The sequence below is a fragment of the Streptomyces sp. WAC06614 genome (assembly GCF_003949795.1).
Lineage (GTDB): Bacteria > Actinomycetota > Actinomycetes > Streptomycetales > Streptomycetaceae > Streptomyces.
On the sequence record NZ_RPRY01000156.1, the window covers coordinates 1 to 16384 of the forward strand.

The 16384-nt window shown below is 74.3% G+C and carries 15 protein-coding genes and 1 pseudogene; 8 read left to right on the top strand and 8 right to left on the bottom strand.

Annotation, left to right across the window (positions count from 1 at the left end; translation table 11 throughout):
• Positions 1 to 36: 36 nt before the first annotated feature.
• Together EF918_RS20915 and EF918_RS20920 are read left to right on the top strand one after the other, a co-directional pair.
• On the top strand, positions 37 to 930 hold the full coding sequence (locus tag EF918_RS20915; RefSeq protein WP_125648761.1) for an aminoglycoside phosphotransferase family protein: 894 nt from the start codon (positions 37 to 39) through the stop codon (positions 928 to 930).
• A gap of 54 nt (positions 931 to 984) precedes the next feature.
• Positions 985 to 1704 carry a pentapeptide repeat-containing protein gene (locus EF918_RS20920; RefSeq protein ID WP_125648764.1) on the top strand — a complete coding sequence of 240 codons (720 nt, stop codon included), beginning with the start codon at positions 985 to 987 and terminating at the stop codon, positions 1702 to 1704.
• 58 nt (positions 1705 to 1762) lie between these two features.
• Here EF918_RS20920 and EF918_RS20925 read toward each other — a convergent pair whose 3' ends face one another.
• The 4 genes from EF918_RS20925 to EF918_RS20940 all read right to left on the bottom strand — a co-directional run bounded on the left by EF918_RS20925 (position 1763) and on the right by EF918_RS20940 (position 5472).
• Positions 1763 to 2266, bottom strand: coding sequence for a hypothetical protein (locus EF918_RS20925; protein WP_125648767.1), 504 nt, complete (start codon positions 2264 to 2266; stop codon positions 1763 to 1765).
• 128 nt (positions 2267 to 2394) lie between these two features.
• Positions 2395 to 3477 (bottom strand): M4 family metallopeptidase, encoded by a 1083-nt coding sequence (locus EF918_RS20930; protein ID WP_260610440.1) that lies wholly within the window; start codon positions 3475 to 3477, stop codon positions 2395 to 2397.
• Positions 3478 to 3655: 178 nt separating this feature from the next.
• The gene (locus EF918_RS20935) at positions 3656 to 4279 is read right to left on the bottom strand and encodes a response regulator transcription factor (protein ID WP_125648773.1); all 624 of its coding nucleotides are present in this window, start codon (positions 4277 to 4279) and stop codon (positions 3656 to 3658) included.
• Positions 4276 to 5472: a sensor histidine kinase gene (locus EF918_RS20940; protein ID WP_125648776.1), complete on the bottom strand. Its 1197-nt coding sequence runs from the start codon at positions 5470 to 5472 to the stop codon at positions 4276 to 4278. Before EF918_RS20940 ends, EF918_RS20935 begins: the two co-directional genes overlap by 4 nt.
• Before the next feature lie 257 nt (positions 5473 to 5729).
• Here EF918_RS20940 and EF918_RS20945 point away from each other — a divergent pair, with 257 nt between their 5' ends.
• The gene (locus tag EF918_RS20945; protein WP_125648779.1) at positions 5730 to 6278 is read left to right on the top strand and encodes a heme-binding protein; all 549 of its coding nucleotides are present in this window, start codon (positions 5730 to 5732) and stop codon (positions 6276 to 6278) included.
• Between the two features lie 47 nt (positions 6279 to 6325).
• A complete protein-coding gene (locus EF918_RS20950; RefSeq protein ID WP_125648782.1) occupies positions 6326 to 7762 on the top strand; it encodes a M1 family metallopeptidase in 1437 nt (478 codons plus the stop codon).
• Positions 7763 to 7900: 138 nt separating this feature from the next.
• On the opposite strand, the gene EF918_RS20955 is transcribed toward EF918_RS20950, so the two are convergent.
• A complete protein-coding gene (locus tag EF918_RS20955; RefSeq protein ID WP_125648785.1) occupies positions 7901 to 9211 on the bottom strand; it encodes an extracellular solute-binding protein in 1311 nt (436 codons plus the stop codon).
• Between the two features lie 194 nt (positions 9212 to 9405).
• Between EF918_RS20955 and EF918_RS20960 the strand changes: the two genes are divergently transcribed.
• The 3 genes from EF918_RS20960 (at position 9406) to EF918_RS20970 (ending at position 12500) form a co-directional block, all read left to right on the top strand.
• The gene (locus EF918_RS20960) at positions 9406 to 10338 is read left to right on the top strand and encodes an ROK family protein (RefSeq protein ID WP_125648805.1); all 933 of its coding nucleotides are present in this window, start codon (positions 9406 to 9408) and stop codon (positions 10336 to 10338) included.
• Complete coding sequence (nagA, locus tag EF918_RS20965; RefSeq protein WP_125648789.1) at positions 10338 to 11489, top strand: N-acetylglucosamine-6-phosphate deacetylase; 1152 nt, start codon at positions 10338 to 10340, stop codon at positions 11487 to 11489. The genes EF918_RS20960 and nagA overlap by 1 nt, the downstream gene beginning before the upstream one ends.
• 93 nt (positions 11490 to 11582) lie before the next feature.
• Positions 11583 to 12500 carry a 1-phosphofructokinase family hexose kinase gene (locus EF918_RS20970; RefSeq protein WP_125648792.1) on the top strand — a complete coding sequence of 306 codons (918 nt, stop codon included), beginning with the start codon at positions 11583 to 11585 and terminating at the stop codon, positions 12498 to 12500.
• Positions 12501 to 12504: 4 nt separating this feature from the next.
• Here EF918_RS20970 and EF918_RS20975 read toward each other — a convergent pair whose 3' ends face one another.
• Positions 12505 to 13545 (bottom strand): carbohydrate-binding protein, encoded by a 1041-nt coding sequence (locus EF918_RS20975; RefSeq protein WP_125648795.1) that lies wholly within the window; start codon positions 13543 to 13545, stop codon positions 12505 to 12507.
• 79 nt (positions 13546 to 13624) lie between these two features.
• Complete coding sequence (gene cdgB, locus EF918_RS20980; RefSeq protein WP_125648798.1) at positions 13625 to 15322, bottom strand: diguanylate cyclase CdgB; 1698 nt, start codon at positions 15320 to 15322, stop codon at positions 13625 to 13627.
• Between the two features lie 381 nt (positions 15323 to 15703).
• Between cdgB and EF918_RS20985 the strand changes: the two genes are divergently transcribed.
• Positions 15704 to 16258, top strand: a complete 555-nt coding sequence (locus tag EF918_RS20985; protein ID WP_260610442.1) for a flavin reductase family protein — start codon at positions 15704 to 15706, stop codon at positions 16256 to 16258.
• Positions 16259 to 16272: 14 nt separating this feature from the next.
• Here EF918_RS20985 and EF918_RS38350 read toward each other — a convergent pair.
• Positions 16273 to 16384 (bottom strand): annotated as a pseudogene (locus EF918_RS38350) (aminoacyl-tRNA hydrolase); the annotation flags it as partial.

Here is a 16384-nt window from a genome sequence, read left to right on the forward strand (position 1 = left end):
ACCCCGTGCAGGGCCGGGCCGGGCTACGGTCGGGGCATGGACGAGGTGGTCGTGGTCCCGGACGGGCTGGTGCGGGCGCAGGAGCGGTACAACGGCGCGGCCGGACGGGAGTTCGTCGCAGCCCTGCCGGCGCGGGCCGCGCAGTTCCTGCAACGGTGGCGGCTGCGGCGCACCGGCCCGGCCCTGCACGGGGTGACGGCCCTGGTGCTGCCGGTGCTCCGGGCGGACGGGACCCCGGCGGCGCTGAAGCTGCTGCTGCCCGACGACGAGAGCGCGGGCGAGCCGGCGGCGCTGCGGGCCTGGGCCGGACAGGGTTGCGTACGGCTGCTGGAGCACGACCCGGAGACGGGCACGATGCTCCTCGAACGCCTCGACCACGAGCGGCACTTGTCGGCCCTGGCCGCGACCGACCCGCGGGCCGCGGTGGCGGTGGTGGCCGGGCTGCTGGCGCGGCTGACGGCGGTGCCCGCACCGCCCGGGGTGCGGCGGCTGGAGGACGAGGCACGGGCGCTGCTCGACCGGGTCCCGGCGGCGGCCGGGCGGCTGGCCGATCCGCACGAGCGGGCGCTGCTGCGGGCCTGGGCGGCCGCGACCGCGGAGGTGGCGGGCGAGGCCGGGGACCGGCTGCTGCACTGGGACCTGCACGTCGACAACGTCCTGGCCGCCGACCGGGAGCCGTGGCTGGCGATCGACCCGAAGCCGCTGGCGGGCGACCCGGGCTTCGACCTGCTGCCCGCGCTGCGCCACCCCTTCGACCCCGCCGACCTACGGTGGCGCTTCGACCTGATGACCGAGGTGCTGGGCCTGGACCGGCGGCGGGCGCGGGCGTGGACGCTGGCGCGGGTCCTGCAGAACGCCGTGTGGGACGCCGAGGACGGGCAGCGCCGGCTCGACCCCGAACTGCGGGAGCTGGCGCGGCGGCTGCCGTAGGCCGCGCCGCTCGGCCCGCGGGGCGTTGTCAGTGGCCGCGGGCACGATGGAGGAATGGTGCGCAACGGAAGCGGGAGCAGGGGCGGGAGCCGGAACGCGGGCGGGGGCGGGGCGGCCCGGCCGGTGCGGGAGGCCCGGCGGCCGGAGGTGCGGCTGCCGGAGCTGGTCCCGTTCGCGGACGGCGAGCTGCTGCCGGACGGCGACTACGACGGGGTGGCCTTCGACGGGCTGGACCTCGGGGGACAGGAGGGGATCGGAGCCCGGTTCCTGGAGTGCAGGCTGACCGGCTGCGCCCTCGACGGCACGCGGCTGCGCAGTGCGCGGTTCCTGGACTGCGTGCTGGAGGGGGTCCGCGGGGTCGGGGTCGAGGCGGCCGGGGCCACCGTGCGGGACGTGGAGCTGGTGGACGCCCGGCTGGGCGGTGTGCAGCTGCACGGGGCGGTCCTGGAGCGGGTGGTGGTGCGCGGGGGGAAGATCGACTACGCGAACCTGCGGATGGCCCGGCTCAAGGACGTGGTCTTCGAAGGGTGCGTCCTGGTCGAGCCGGACTTCGGGGGCGCCGAGCTGGAGCGGGTCGAGTTCCGCGACTGCGTGGTGCGGCGGGCCGATCTGACGGTGGCCCGGATGACGGACGTGGACCTGCGGGGCGCGGTCGAGCTGGACGTCGTACGGGGGCTGGACCGGCTGGCCGGGGCGGTGATCAGCCCGGCGCAGCTGGTGGACCTGGCGCCGGCGTTCGCGGCGCAGCTCGGGCTGCGGGTGGTGGGGGCGTAGCCGGGGGCTTGGCGGGGGCGTGGCCGGGGCGTGACGCCGCGGCACGGCCGTCCCGGGGTCAGGCCGGGACGCGGGGGAAGCGGGACTGGAGGGTCCAGATCGTCGGGTTGTCGGCGAGGCCCTCGTGCATGTCGGTCAGGTCGGCGATCAGGTCGTGCAGGAAGTCGCGGGCCTCACGGCGCAGCAGCCGGTGCCCGAAGGTGAGCGGGGGTTCCTCCGCGGGCATCCAGTCGGCCTCGATGTCGACCCAGCCGAAGCGGCGTTCGAACAGCATCCGGTCGGTGGACTCGGTGAAGTCCAGCTCGGCGTACTGGCTGCGGGAGGCGCGGCTGCCGTGCGGGTCCTGGTCGAGCTGCTCGACGATGTCGCACAGCGCCCAGGCGAAGTCCAGCACGGGCACCCATCCCCAGGCTGTGGACACCTCCCGGTCCTCCTTGGTGTCGGCGAGGTAGACGTCGCCGCAGAAGAGGTCGTGGCGCAGGGTGTGGACGTCCGCGGTCCGGTAGTCGGTCTGCGGGGGGTCCGGGAAGCGCCGGGAGAGGGAGTAGCCGATGTCGAGCACGTATCCGATGGTGTCACGTGCCGGGGGCGGCCGGAGCCGGCGGACTGCCGTCCGCCGGCTCGGGCCGTCTGCTGCCGTGGCGTGGCGCCGGCCCTCTGCTGCCGTCCGCCGGCGCCGGCCGGGCGGGGTCAGCGGACGTTGACCGCCGTCCAGGTCGCGGCCACGGCGGTGGTCTCCGGGCTCGCCGGGCCGTACAGGTCGGCCGCGGCGCGCAGGGTGGCGGCGCGGGCGCCGGCGTAGGAGGTGGTGGAGGTCATGTTCACGGTCAGGGCCCGGTACCAGATGCGCAGGGCCTTGTCCCGGCCGATGCCGAGCAGCGTGGAGCCGTCGTAGGTGGGGGAGTCGTAGGCGACCCCGTTGATCGTCTTCGGGCCGCTGCCCTCGGCCAGCAGGTAGAAGAAGTGGCGGGCCGGGCCGGAGGCGGCGTACGGGTCGAGCCGGCCGATGTCCCGGGACCAGTAGTCGGGGGAGCGGCCGTCGGCGCTGGGGCGGTCCATGCGGCGCAGGGGGCCGTCCGGGGAGACGCGCTCGCCGAAGAGGTAGTCGCCCACGTCGGCGGGGTTGTCGGCGAAGAACTCGCCGCCCGCGGCGAGGAGGTCGGCGGTGGCCACCCGCAGCGCGCCGGGCTCACCGCTGTACGTGAGGTTGGCCGTGCTGCTGACCAGGCCCTGGGCGAGGTTGTGGCCGACGAGGTCGAGCGAGGTCGGCGCCCTGCCGCCCGGGGAGCCGTCGCCGTAGCTGACGCAGGCGCAGCTGTCGTCCCAGAAGGCGCCGGGGTAGGCGGAGCCGTAGTGGACCCGGGAGACCACGCCGCGGCCGTCGCCGCGCACGCCCTTGCGGCCGAAGACGGCCTGGTAGAAGTCCCAGGTGACGGCGGTGCCGTACTGGACGTCCACGGCGGCCGTCTGGCGGTGGGCCGGGGTGCCGTCGCCCCAGGTGTTGTCGGCGTCGGTGAAGAGGACGCCGCCGGCGGGCCCGGTCCGGCCCAGGGCGTCCAGGGTGCGGGTGTCGCCGCGGGTGGTGTCGCGGAGCTGGTAGGTGGTGCCCGACCAGTACGTGGTGAGGCCCACGGTGGCGGCGTGCTGGCCGAGGCCCTTGCCCAGGGCCGGGCCGGGGGCCGGTGCGGCGGCCGCCGCGGGGGATGCTGCCGCGAGGCAGACGGCGGCCAGGGCTGCCGAGACGGGCAGCAGGGCATGGTGGAGGCGGGACACTCTGGCTCCTTCGCTGGGGGCCGGGTGGCGGTGCGAGCGAGGGTGCCAGGGGAATGCCGCGTACGGCAGGGGTGCGACCGGGTGCGGCCGGGCTTGTCCGAAGAGTGGGGGCCGGCGTCCGGAATTCGCCGCTGTGTCAGCGGCAGCTGCCGCCGCTGCCGGGCGGGACCTCGGCCCCTCAGGAAGGGAGCAGCCGTTGTTCCTTGGCCACGGAGACTGCGCCCGCTCGGGTGTCCACGCCCAGTTTGTCGTAGATGCGGCCCAGGTGGGTCTTGACCGTGGCTTCGCTGATGAACAGGGCGCGGGCGATCTCGCGGTTGCCCAGGCCGCGGGACAGTTGGCCGAGGATGTCCAGCTCGCGGTCGGTCAGGGTGGGGCGGGTGCCGCGCATCTGGGCCATCACGCGGTCGGCGACCGGCGGGGAGAGCGTGGTGTGGCCCCGGGCCGCGGAGTGGATCGCCGCGAAGAGGTCCTCCGGGCGCTCGGCCTTCAGGAGGTAGCCGGTGGCGCCCGCGCCGATGGCGCGGGTGATGTCGGCGTCGGTGTCGTAGGTGGTCAGGACCAGCACGTGCGGCGGGTCCGGCAGGGCCGTGATGCGCCGGGTGGCCTCGACGCCGTCGATGCCCGGGCCCAGCTGGAGGTCCATGAGGACCACGTCGGGCCGCAGTTTGCCGGCCAGGGCGACGGCCTCCTCGCCGCTGCCGGCCTCGCCCAGGACCTCGATGTCGGGCTCGCTGCCGAGCAGGGCCAGCAGCCCGGCCCGGACGACGACGTGGTCGTCGCACAGCAGGATCGTCGTCATGGCCGGGGCTCCGTCCGGGGGTGGGTGTCGAGGGGGACGGCGACCGAGAGGACCGTTCCCTCGCCGGGGGCCGACTCCACCGCCAGGGTGCCACCGAGCTGCCCGGCGCGGGCGCGCATCGCGGGCAGGCCGTGCCCGCGGTCGGTGCCGGTGGCGCGCGGTGCGGTGAAGCCGCGGCCGTCGTCGGCGATGTCCAGGACGACCTGGTCCCCGAGGAAGGACAGGGTCAGGGCCGCGGCCCGGGCGCCCGAGTGTTCCCGTACGTTCGCCAGCGCGCCCTGGGCGATGCGCAGCAGCGCGGACTGGACGCGTTCGGGCAGCGGGACCGGGGTGCCCTCCAGGTGGAAGCGGACGGCGATGCCGGGGCCGGCGTCCAGGGCCCGCAGCGCGTCCGGCAGGCCGCCGCCCCCGGCGAGCTCGGGCGGGGCGAGGTCGTGCACCAGCCGGCGCGCCTCGGCCAGGCCGCGGGCGGCGATGCCGGTGGCGGTGCGGACGTGGGCGCGGGCGGTGGCGGGGTCGCTGTCCCAGGTGCGGTCGGCGGCCTGGAGCAGCATCTGCTGGCTGGACAGGTGCTGGGCGAGGGTGTCGTGGATCTCCATGGACAGCCGCTGGCGCTCGGCGAGGGTGCCTTCGCGGCGCTCGGTGGCGGCCAGCTCGCGGCGGGTGCGGATCAGGTCGTCGATCAGGACCCGCTGGGCCTGGCTCTGCCGCTCCATGTGGATGAAGACGGCAGTGGCGATGGCGGCCACGGCCGGCGGCGCCACGATCAGGTTGGGGTCGACCGCCTCGGACAGCTTGAGCTGGGCGAACACCACGAACACGGTGAGCAGGGCGACCAGGGCGACGGCGGCGCGGGGCGGCAGGGTGCGCAGGGCGGTGTAGAAGAGCGGGACGGCGCACCAGGCGAAGCTGGGGGCCAGGACCACCAGGACCAGCCAGGTGGACACGACCAGGCCCAGCCAGAGCAGCCGGCGCCGGGTCGGGGCGGCGCCGAGGGCCGGGCCGAGGACGTAGAGCAGGGCCAGGGTCAGGCTGAGGGCGATGATCCAGGGGGTGCGGGGCTGGCCCGGGTGGCGCAGCAGGAAGCGCACCAGCGAGGCGCCGAGCAGCAGGAAGAACGCCGTGTGCATGACGGCGGCCAGTACCCGGGTCCGCTGCTCCTCGCTCACGGCTCCGTCCCGTCCACGTCCCATTTCCTCGCCTCTGTCCCGGCCTGCCCTGCTGTGACCATCCTCCCCTGTCGGGACCGGGCGCGGCCCGGGCGGGGCATTCCGTCCAGCCAAGCCGTCCGGCCGGGGCCGCGCATCGACCGATCGGCTGACCCCGGGGTCGGCCGGTGCGGGATCCGGGGGCAGCCGGTCCGGCGACCGGGGGGCGCCGGGTGCGGACCCAGCATGGAGGAGGAGCAAGGCGGAGCAACGAGCCCGTCACCGTCACAGGAGATGCCCACATGAACACCCGCACCCGCGTCCTCACCGGTACCGCCGTCGCCGTCGCCCTCGGGGCCGGTGCCTTCGGGGCCGTCAGCGCCACCGCTGCGCCGGCGCCGGCCGCCGCGCCCGCCGCCCTCGCCAAGAAGAGCGACGACAAGGTCTTCACCACCAGCACCCACCTGACGATCGGCGCCGCCACCCGCGCCGCGCAGGCCGCGCTGGAGGCCGCGGAGAAGGAGAACCAGAAGGTGACCGTCGCGGTCGTCGACCGCAACGGCAACACCCTCGTCACCCTGCGCGGCGACGGCGCCGGACCGCAGTCCTACGAGTCCGCCCAGCGCAAGGCGTTCACGGCCGTCTCCTGGAACGCCCCGACCTCCGTGCTGGTCGGCCGCCTCGCCCAGGTGCCGAACCTCAAGGACATCCCCGGCACCCTCTTCCTCGGCGGCGGCGCCCCGGTGCAGAAGGACGGCGCCCCGGTCGCCGGTATCGGCGTGGCCGGTGCCCCGAGCGGTGACCTGGACGAGAAGTACGCCAAGGCCGGCGTGGAGTCCCTCGGCCAGTAGTCCCGTCGGACACGTCGGGAGCCCGCGTCCCGCTTAGGATCGAACGCGTGGCCCACCGCGCGCTCCGCTCCCGACTCCGCCTCGCCGCCCCGGCCGCCGCCGCTGCCGCCCTGCTCGCCGTCACCACGGCGTGCACCGGCAGCACCGTGCAGGGGCGGCCGGGCGCGTCCGGGCTGCGCGACCCCTACTTCCCCAAGGCCGGCAACGGCGGGTACGACGTCCAGCACTACGACCTCGACCTGGCCTACGAGCCGGACACCGGCCGCCTGGCCGGCACGGCCGTGGTCACCGCCCGGGCCACCCAGGGCCTGAGCTCCTTCAACCTGGACCTCGACGGCCTCGACGTCGAGGGGGTGACCGTGCAGGGCGACCGGGCCCGGTTCAACCGGACCGGGCACGAGTTGACGGTCCGTCCGTCCGAGGACCTCGCGAAGGGTGAGGTGTTCCGCACCGAGGTCCGCTACGCCGGGCGCCCGCGCGTGGTCAAGGACGCCGACGGTTCCTCGGAGGGCTGGATCCGGACCGAGGACGGCGCCGTCGGCGTCGGCGAGCCGGTCGGGTCCATGGCCTGGTTCCCCGGCAACCACCACCCCAGCGACAAGGCGACGTACGACATCACGCTGCGGGTGCCGGCCGGCTACGAGGCCGTCTCCAACGGCGAGTTGCGCTCGCGCACCGACGACGGCGAGGGCCGCACCGTCTTCGCCTGGCACTCGGCCGAGCCGATGGCCGGCTATCTGGCGACCGCCGCGATCGGCCGGTACAAGGTCTCCACGGCCCGCAGCGCGGCCGGGGTGCCCGTCCTGAACGCCGTGGCCCCCGAAGAGGCGGCCGCCAGCGCCCCCGCCCTCGGCCGGCTGCCGGAGATCGTGGACTGGGGCAGCCGGGTGTTCGGCCCGTACCCGTTCGCCACGGCCGGGGCGATCGTGGAGCGCGCCGGCACCCTGGAGTACGCCCTGGAGACCCAGAGCCGGCCCATCTACTCCGGGGCGCCCGAGGTCGGGCTGGTGGTGCACGAGACGGCCCACCAGTGGTTCGGCGACAGCGTCTCGCCCGTGTCCTGGAAGGACATGTGGCTCAACGAGGGCTTCGCCACGTACGCCGAGTGGCTGTGGGACGAGCAGCACGGCGGCGTCGGCGCACAGCAGCACTTCGAGGCCTTCCTCGACGGTGACACCGACGTGGACCCGGAGGCCGGCGCCGACTGGGCGGCGTTCCCGCCGGCCGCCCCGCCGGGGGCCGCGAGCATCTCCGCCGCGCCCGTGTACTACCGCGGCGCGATGGTGCTGCACCGCATCCGCCAGGAGGTCGGCGACGAGGCGTTCTTCGACCTGCTCCGCGGCTGGGCCACCGACCACCGCCACGCCAACGCCACCACGGCCGACTTCACCACGTACGCCGAGGAACGGACGGGCCACGACCTGGACGAGGTCTGGACCGAGTGGCTGTACGGCAGAACCCGCCCCAAGGCCCCCCACGACTGACCCCACCCGGAGCCCCCGGCCCCGCCCAAGCCGGGCCGAGCGGCCCAGCCGGCCGGGTCGAGCGGCCCAGCCGGCCTGGCCGAGCGGTCCAGCCGGCCGGGTCGGGTCAGGGCCGGGCCAGGTCGGATTTGCCCGGTCTCACCGAGAGTCGTTGGCCCGGGCCGCCGTGGCGATTTCCGACAGCACCCGTTCCGGCGACCCCCCGGGAGCCACCGCCTTGCCGATGCCCTGCTTGATGTCCTCGCTCACGCCCGGCCACGACTTCTTGCCCGCCGGGTAGAGCCGCGAGCCCGGCAGGGCCTGCAGGAAGGTCCTCAGCTGGGCGCTGTTGCCGCCCGTGCTGGCGGCCGTCGCCCGGTAGCCGCTCGTGGTCACCGGCAGCAGGTCGTACGTGCTGGTGAACGCCGTCTGGTTCTTCGCCGCGTAGACGAAGTCCAGGAACTGCCCGGTCTCCTTGCGGTGCCCGTTCTTGAAGGCCATCATCCAGTCGGCCACGCCCATGGTCGGCTTCTCCGAGCCGTCCACCGTCGGCAGCGGCACCATGCCGAACCGGACCCCCTTGGCGGCAGCCTGCTTCAGCAGCGTCGGGTGCCCGTTGAGCATGCCGACCTCGCCGCGGGCGAAGCCGTCGAACGCCGCCTGCCGGTCCAGCTTGCCCGGCTCGACGGGCCCGGTCAGCCCGGCCCCGACCAGCCGGTCGCGCAGGAACTCGAAGGTCTTGACGTTCTCGGGGGAGTCGATGGCGTAGCCCTCCTCGCCGTCGGTGTAGCCGCCGCCGCCCGACAGCAGCCACATCATCGTCTCGGCCTGGGCCTCCTCCCGGCCCAGCGGGAGCGCGAACGGCGTCGGCACGCCCGCCCCCTTCAGCTTCTTCGCCGCCGCCTCCAGGTCCGCCCACGTCTTCGGCGCCCACGGCCGGCCACCGGCGGTGATGCCGGCGTCCGCGAAGAGCTTCTCGTTGTAGAAGAGCAGCCGGGTGCTGGCCACGAACGGCATGCCGTACTGCACCCGCTTGACCTTGCCCGCGTCGGCGAGCGGCGCGAGGAAGTCGGCCTCGGTCTGCACGGCGAGCAGTTCGTCGGTGGTGTAGAGCTTGCCGGCGGCCGCGTAGTCGGCGTAGGCGCCGATCTGGGCGATGTCGGGGGCCTTGCCCGCCTTCACCAGGGCGGCGACCTTGTTGTCGACCTCCGACCAGGAGTAGACGCTCACCTCGATCTTGATGCCGGGGTGGTCCTTGGTGTACTCGGCGGCCAGCTTCTTCCAGTAGGCCTGCGAGGAGTTCGCGGGATTGTCCCCGTAGTCGGCCGCCACGACCCGCAGGGTCACTTCGTTGTTCCCGGTGACGCTGCCGCAGCCGGTCAGCGTCACGGCCAGCGACAGCGCCGCTCCCGCCGCGGCCAGGCCCGGACGGCGATTCCGACTACCACTCCGACTACGGCTCCGGCCCATCACAGCTCTTCGTCCACCCCAACGTCTGTACGTACGATCCCCGTAAGGTCTACACCACTGGAGAGCCGTATTCACAACCGGATCCCCGCCCTCCCGCGGGTCGTGGCCCCGACTTTGTATGGCCACTCAACAAAACCCCTCAATGGACTAGACCTTTCCCCGTCGAGCACGCGAGACTGTCCCCTGTGAAACCCGTGAAACACGTCATCGCCCTCGATGTGGGCGGCACCGGGATGAAGGCCGCCCTCGTCGCCGAGGACGGCACCCTGCTGCACGAGGCGCGCCGCGCGACCGGCCGCGACCGGGGGCCCGAGGCCGTCGTCGAGTCGATCCTGGAGTTCGCCGCCGACCTCTACGCGCTCGGCACCGAGCGGTTCTCCCGGCCCGCCTCGGCCGCCGGAGTGGCCGTCCCCGGCATCGTCGACGCCGAGAACGGCATCGCCGTGTACGCGGCGAACCTGGGCTGGCGCGAGGTCCCGCTGCGCGAGCTGCTCGGGCGGCGCCTGGGCGGCCTCCCGGTGGCCCTGGGGCACGACGTCCGCACGGGTGGCCTGGCCGAGGGCCGGATCGGGGCCGGCCGGCACGCCGACCGCTTCCTGTTCGTCCCGCTGGGCACCGGCATCGCCGGCGCCATCGGCATCGCCGGCCGCATCGAGGCCGGCGCGCACGGCTACGCGGGTGAGATCGGGCACATCGTGGTGCGCCCCGGCGGCCCCGAGTGCGGCTGCGGCCAGCGCGGCTGCCTGGAGACCCTGGCCTCCGCCTCCGCCGTCTCCCGGGCCTGGGCCGCCGCCGGCGGCGGCCCGGACGCGGACGCGGCGGACTGCGCCGAGGCCGTCGCCGCCGGCGACGCCCGCGCCCTCGCGGTGTGGTCGCAGGCCGTCGGCGCCCTCGCCGACGGGCTGGTCACGGCCCTCACCCTGCTGGACCCGCGCACGCTGATCATCGGTGGCGGGCTGGCCGAGGCCGGGGAGACCCTGTTCACACCGCTCCGTGCGGCCGTCAAGGAACGCGTGACGTTCCAGCGGCTGCCCCACATCGTGCCGGCGGCCCTCGGGGACACCGCCGGATGCCTGGGCGCAGGCCTGCTCGCCTGGGACCTACTCGCCACGGAGGTATCCGCCTGATGTCCGGACGCGCACACGCCACCGTTCTCTCCGGCGCCCGGGTGGTCCTGCCCACCGGAACCGTCAACGGCGGCCGGGTCATCGTCGAGGGCGCCCGCATCGCGGGCAGCGCCCCGGAGGGCGCCGAGGTCCACGACCTGTCCGGGCACTGGATCGTCCCCGGCTTCGTGGACATCCACAACCACGGCGGCGGCGGTGCCTCGTTCACCTCCGGGACCCCGGAGGAGGTGCTGCACGGCGTGCGCACCCACCGGCAGCACGGCACCACCACCCTGGTCGCCTCCACCGTCACCGGCGAGCTGGACGAACTCGCCCGCCGCGCCGCGCTGCTGGCCGAGCTGACGCAGGCGGGCGAGATCGCGGGCATCCACTTCGAGGGGCCGTTCATCAATCCCTGCCGCAAGGGCGCGCACAAGGAGGACCTGCTGCGCCACCCCGACCCGGCCGAGGTGCGCAAGCTGGTCGACGCCGCCCACGGCGCGGCCCGGATGTTCACCCTGGCCACCGAACTGCCCGGCGGGCTGGACTCCGTACGGCTGCTGGCCGAGCACGGGGTGATCGCGGCGATCGGCCACACCGACTCGACGTACGAGCAGACCCGGCAGGCCATCGACGCCGGTGCGACCGTCGCCACCCACCTGTACAACGCGATGCCCGGCATGGAGCACCGCGCGCCCGGCCCGATCGCCGCGCTGCTGGAGGACGAGCGGGTCACCGTCGAGCTGATCAACGACGGTGTGCACCTGCACCCGGCCATGCTGGAACTGGCCTTCCACCACGCGGGTGCCGGCCGGGTCGCGCTGATCACCGACGCGATGGACGCGGCCGGTTTCGGTGACGGCACCTACCACCTGGGCCCGTTGGAGGTCGAGGTCAAGGACGGGGTGGCCCGGCTGGTCGAGGGCGGCTCGATCGCCGGCTCCACCCTCACCCTGGACACCGCCTTCCAACGGTCCGTCACCATCGACCGGCTGCCGGTGGAATCGGTCGTGCAGGCCATCTCGGCCAATCCCGCCAAGCTCATCGGACTGTACGACGAGGTGGGGTCGCTGGAGCCCGGCAAGTACGCCGATCTGGTCGTCCTCGACGACGCGTTCGCGCTCAAGGGCGTGATGCGGCGCGGCGCATGGGTCGTGGACCCGCTGCGCTGAGCGGGTAGCGCAGAGCGGGCGGCCGGACCGGGGACTGGGACGGCCGCCCGGTCTTTGGCATGATCCCGGCACCGAGATTCCCCGGGGGGTGCCATGATCCTGACCGTCACGCTCAACACCGCGCTCGATGTGACGTACCGCGTACCGAGGCTGCTTCCGCACGCCTCCCACCGGATCTCCGAGGTGGTCGAACGCCCCGGCGGCAAGGGCCTGAACGTCGCCCGGGTGCTGGCCGCGCTCGGCCACGAGGTCACCGCGACCGGCTTCGCCGGCGGCCCCGTCGGCGAGGTGGTCCGCGGGCTGCTGGCGCACTCCGCCGGGGTCACCGACGCCCTCGTCCGGTGCGCGGGCACCACCCGGCGCACCGTGGCCGTGGCCGACGCGACGACCGGCGACACCACCCAGTTCAACGAGGCCGGGCCGCTCATCGACGCCGTGGAGTGGTCGGAGTTCCTCAACGCCTACAACCGGCTCGTGCGCTCCGCCCGGGCCGTGGCCCTGTGCGGCAGCCTGCCGCCCGGGGTGCCCGTCGGCGCGTACGCCGTCCTGGTCCGCACCGCCCGTGCGGCCGGGGTGCCGGTCCTGCTGGACACCAGCGGCGAACCGCTGCGCCGCGGGGTCGCGGCCCGGCCCGAGATCATCAAGCCGAACGCCGCGGAACTCGCCGAACTCACCGGCTCCCGCGACCCGCTGCCGGCCACCCGGGACGCCCGCCGCCGCGGCGCGCACGCGGTGGTGACCTCGCTGGGCCCCGAGGGCCTGCTGGCCGTCACCCCGGACGGCTCCTGGCGGGCCGCCCCGCCGCACGCGTTGTCCGGCAACCCCACCGGGGCCGGGGACTCCGCGGTCGCCGGTCTGCTGTCGGCCCTCGCCGAGGGGCTGGACTGGCCCGAACGCCTGGCCCGCGCGGTCGCGTTGTCGGCGGCCACCGTCCACGCGCCGGGGGCGGGAGAGTTCGACCCCCGCACCTACGAGGAGATGCGGGGGTCGGTGAAGGTCACTCAGCCGTGACCGGCTACGACATGCGCTCCAGCCAGAGCTGGTCGAGGTTCACGTCGCAGGAGTTGCCGGGCTCGCAGGAGATCCGGACGGTGTTGGTGCCCTGCTTGAGGTCGACCTGGACCCAGGTGTTGGTCCAGCCCTTCTCCCAGTCGCCGGGGGCGGCCTTCGCGAAGTTCTTCATGTTGATCTTGCGGAGGTCGGTCGCGTCGTTGAGGCGGAAGCTCATCTCGGCGTCCTTGCCCGGCACTCCGTAGGTCATCTTCAGCTTGTACGTACCGGCCTTGGGCACGTCCAGCGTCCAGGTCACCGACGCGCCGGGGTTGTTGAGGCCGCCCACGTAGAGGCCGTTGCCGCCCTTCGCGCCCTTGACGGCGGACTGCGGCGAGGCGCCGCCGGCCAGGCTGAAACCGGTCCCGCTCGCGTCCGCCTTGGGCAGCGGGGCCTCCGGCGACGCCGAGGTGCTCGGCTGCGTGCCGGGGTCCTTCGGGCCCGTGGACGGGGTCTGGCCACCGACCGCCTGGTTGGTGTCCGGCTGCTTGTCCTTGTCCTTGTCACCACCGAACGCCAGGGCCGCACCGATCCCGATCGCGACCGCGCCGACCACCGCGACCGCGGCGATCAGCAGGCCCTTGCGGCTGGACCCGCCACCGACCACCGGGGCGTGCCCCCTGCCGTGGCCGCCGTGCGCCGGGGCGTACTGCTGCGTGGGCTGGCCGCCCTGGGGCGGGACGCCGTAGCCGCCGTTCGGGGCGCCCTCCGGGGCCGGGTGCGGGGCCTGGTACGCCTGCGGCTGCTGCTGGGCGGGGACCTGGCCGCGCTGGCCGCCGTAGGTCCGCTCGCCGACCGTGCGCACCTGGTTGTACGAGGTGCGGGGAACGCCGGGCTGCGTGCCGGGGTGACCGCCGACCGTCGGGCCCGGGTAGCCGTAGCCGCCACCGGGCGGGGGCGGTGTGGCACCGCCCGCCTGGCCGTCCGCGTAGAGGTAGCCGAACGGGTCGTCGTCCTCGGGCTTGCTCGCCCCGCCGTTCGGGCCGTTGTTCGCGGGCGTCGTCATCGCAGGTCACTCCTTTCGACCCCCGGGAGCCTACCTCGAACAGGCGCACCCCAGACGCTCCACCGGGGGTACAGGACGATCAACCCGCGCGTCGGTGCGCCTTGGAACGCGACCTTTTCTCGATGTACATCCGCTGGTCGGCCGAGCGCAGCACTTCCTCCGCCGACATGCCGCAGGAGGCCCAGCCGATGCCGAAACTGGCGCCGACACGGACCGCGCGGCCGTCCACGCGGATCGGCGGGATGATGGCGTTGCGCAGCCGTACGGCCAGGTCGGCGGCGTCGGCGGCGCCCAGTCCGTCGGCCAGGACGACGAATTCGTCACCACCCAGCCGGGCGACCGTGTCTCCGTCCCTGACGCCCGTCGTCAACCGCCGGGCGACCTCGATCAGGACCGCGTCGCCGGTGTGGTGGCCGAACCGGTCGTTGATGGACTTGAAGCCGTCGAGGTCGCAGAAGAGGACGGCGAGTCCCTTGGTGCCGTCGTCGAGGTCCGTCGGCGCCACCGTGTGCACGTGGTGCTCGAAGCCGCCCGGTACGGCCCCGGCGGTGGCCGGTACGTCGTAGGGGACCTGCTCGTAGGGCCCCGGTTGCTCGTACGGGCCCTGGTAGCCGTCCTGCGGGAACGCGTGCTCGCCCTCGCCCGGCCGGCCCTCGTACGCGGCGTCCAGCGCCTCCACGGCGGTGGCCCGGGCCGCCTGCGGGCGGCGGCACAGCCGGGCGGAGAGCCGGGAGCGCAGCTCGGCGCTGTTGGGCAGGCCGGTCAGCGAGTCGTGGCTGGCGCGGTGGGCGAGCTGGAGCTCGTGCCGCTTGCGCTCCTCGATGTCCTCGACGTGGGTGAGCAGGAAGCGCGGCCCGTCGGCGGCGTCGGCGACCACGGAGTTGCGCAGCGACACCCAGACGTACGTGCCGTCCCGGCGGCCCAGCCGCAGTTCGGCGCGGCCGCCCTCGGCGGAGGTGCGCAACAGGGTGCCGATGTCCTCGGGGTGGACGAGGTCGGAGAAGGAGTAGCGGCGCAGGACGGAGGCGGGGCGGCCCAGCAGCCGGCACAGGGCGTCGTTGGTGCGCAGCAGCCGGCCGTGCTGGTCGCCCCCCATCTCGGCGATGGCCATGCCGCTGGGCGCGTACTCGAAGGCCTGGCGGAAGGACTCCTCGCTGGCCCGCAGCGCCTGCTGCTCGCGCTCCAGGCGGACCAGGGCGCGCTGCATGTTCGCGCGCAGGCGCGCGTTGCTGATCGCAATGGCCGCCTGGAAGGCGTACATCTGGAGCGCCTCGCGGCCCCAGGCGCCGGGACGGCGGCCGTTGCGGGGTCTGTCCACCGAAATGACACCCAGGAGTTCCCCGCCCGTCGCGTACATGGGGGCGTAGAGGCGGTCCTCGGGGTGCCACTCGTCCTCGAACCGGGGGTCGGGGCCGTCGGTGTGCCACTGGGGGACGTCGTCCTCGATCAGCACCCAGCCCTCGGTGTGCGGGATGAACCGCAGGCCGCCCCAGGACTCGCCCATGGTCAGTCGGCGCTCCCAGGAGGCGCGGGAGCCGACGCGGCCGGTGATGAGGGCCTCGGCGGCGGGATCACCGGCGAAGGCGGCGACGACGAGATCGCCGTCGGGGCGGACGAGGTTGACGGCGGCGAGCTCGTAGCCGAGGCCCACGACGATGCCGTCCACGACGGTCTGCAGCGTGTCCGCCAGGCTCCGGGCCGTGTTCAGCTCGGCCACCACCTGATGGAGCTGCCGCAGTGTCGTCAGACGGACGTACGGCTCCGACTCGGTCTCCATCGTTCGCTCTCCCCGAGACCTCGACAGCAACTCCAGGTTCGTCATCGGCGTTTCGTTGCGGTGTCCCGTCCACTGAATCACAGTGAGCTGTTCCCCAGGTACACAGGGTCAACAAATCTTGCTCTCTGTGACTCAAGTCACACGATCGGATCATAGGGCCGCCATCGGCGGGGGCTCGACACGCTCCTTCCCGCCCGCGAACGACGGCGTCGCGGCCGGGGCGGGGGCACGCCCGGGCCGGCCACGGGGGACCGCAGGCCTAGGGCCGGGGTCGCGGACCGGGCTCGGACCGGGGCCCGATGCGGTGCGCGGGGGGCCGAGACTAGCGTCGGAGGCGTGCTGAAGACGAGCCCCGCGAACACATCGAGCCCCTCGGACCCCCTGCTGCGCCCCGGTCCGGGACGCAAGCCGCATCCTGAGGGGGTGAGCAACGAGGAGTTCCGGGCCGTCATGTCCCGGCTGGCCGCCGGCGTGGTGCTGGTCACCGCCCACGAACCGCCGCTGACCGAGGACGGCCCGCGCGGCGAGGACGTCGGCATGACGGCCACGGCCTTCCTGTCGGTCTCCCTGGACCCGCCGCTGGTCCTGGTGAGCGTGCGCGAGGGCTCGCGGATGGACGACCTGCTGGCCGAGCAGCCCCTGTGGGCGGTCTCGCTGCTGTCCGACCACCAGCGGCAGGTGGCGGGCCGGTTCGCCATGAAGGGCCGGATCAGCGACCGGCTGCTGTTCGCCGACCTCCCCCACACCCGCGGCAGCGTGTCCGGCGCCCTCCTGATCGACGGCGCCCTGGCCACGCTGGAATGCCGTACGGAGTCCCGCGTGCCGGCCGGCGACCACACCCTGGTCATCGGCCGCGTCCTGGCCACGTCCCTGCCGGCCGCGGAGGCATCCCCGCTGACGTACTTCCGGGGGCGCTACCGCCAACTGGGCGCGTAACGGCCCCTCGTGGGTCACCAGTCGCGCGAGGTGCGGTTGCGCTTGGTCTCCGAGCGGGCCTTCTTCTCGCGCAGGCGGCGTTCGTTGATGCCGCGGGGGATCTTCGTGGGGCGGCGGGGCTTGGGC

Coding starts and splice junctions, on each gene's coding strand:
- EF918_RS20940 (WP_125648776.1), bottom strand. CDS start 5,472: ATGGGACGTGGACGGGACGGAGCCGTGAGCGAGGAGCAGCGGACCCGG.
- EF918_RS20935 (WP_125648773.1), bottom strand. CDS start 4,279: ATGACGACGATCCTGCTGTGCGACGACCACGTCGTCGTCCGGGCCGGG.
- EF918_RS20915 (WP_125648761.1), top strand. CDS start 37: ATGGACGAGGTGGTCGTGGTCCCGGACGGGCTGGTGCGGGCGCAGGAG.
- EF918_RS20945 (WP_125648779.1), top strand. CDS start 5,730: ATGAACACCCGCACCCGCGTCCTCACCGGTACCGCCGTCGCCGTCGCC.
- EF918_RS20970 (WP_125648792.1), top strand. CDS start 11,583: ATGATCCTGACCGTCACGCTCAACACCGCGCTCGATGTGACGTACCGC.
- EF918_RS20920 (WP_125648764.1), top strand. CDS start 985: ATGGTGCGCAACGGAAGCGGGAGCAGGGGCGGGAGCCGGAACGCGGGC.
- EF918_RS20955 (WP_125648785.1), bottom strand. CDS start 9,211: ATGGGCCGGAGCCGTAGTCGGAGTGGTAGTCGGAATCGCCGTCCGGGC.
- nagA (WP_125648789.1), top strand. CDS start 10,338: ATGTCCGGACGCGCACACGCCACCGTTCTCTCCGGCGCCCGGGTGGTC.
- cdgB (WP_125648798.1), bottom strand. CDS start 15,322: ATGGAGACCGAGTCGGAGCCGTACGTCCGTCTGACGACACTGCGGCAG.
- EF918_RS20975 (WP_125648795.1), bottom strand. CDS start 13,545: ATGACGACGCCCGCGAACAACGGCCCGAACGGCGGGGCGAGCAAGCCC.